Source organism: Psychrobacter sp. 1U2, assembly GCF_051847575.1.
This window is the reverse complement of sequence record NZ_JBPYDC010001386.1, coordinates 1-612: the sequence shown is the minus strand read 5'-3', so window position 1 is coordinate 612 and position 612 is coordinate 1. Positions and strand designations below refer to the sequence as shown.

The following is a 612-nucleotide window of genomic DNA, read 5'->3' as shown; positions in this document are numbered from 1 at the left end:
AAGAGGTATTTCCTAAATATCTGTATTTTAGTGTAGTCAGTTCAACCTAAAAGAAGGGCACTGTTAATGGCGTGCTGCTGGGATAAATTTTCCTCGCTTGCTGTGCGCAGGCCAGACAGATGCTTCGCAAAATTCACCCCAGCAGTACATATATCTTTTTAAAATGAAACGACTATAACGAGATATGTTTTTTAATTTGTGTAAATAGCTTTAGTCTGCTGTACTTTTAATTTGCACAGCGTTAACCATAACGACCAGTAATGTAGTCTTCCGTCGCTTTTTGCGTAGGCGTGGTAAATACTTGGTCCGTCTCGCCCATCTCAATCATATCGCCCAAATACATATAGACTGTATAGTCTGACACTCGCGCAGCCTGTTGCATGTTATGAGTAACGATGGCAATGGTGTAGTCGTTTTTTAGGTCTTCAATCAAATCCTCAATGGCGCCTGTCTAGAGTGGGTCAAGTGCAGAGGTTGGCTCATCAAGTAACAGCACTTCAGGCTTGGTAGCGACACTACGAGCGATACACAGTCGTTGCTGCTGTCCGCCTGATAAAGACAAGCCTGAAGCTTTGAGCTTGTCTTTTACTTCTGGCCATAATGCCGATTTTT

At 43.0% G+C, this 612-nt stretch carries 1 pseudogene; it reads right to left on the bottom strand.

What is annotated here, in order from left to right:
* Positions 1-241: 241 nt before the first annotated feature.
* Positions 242-612: pseudogene (locus ACS8FD_RS22235) on the bottom strand (phosphate ABC transporter ATP-binding protein); the annotation flags it as partial.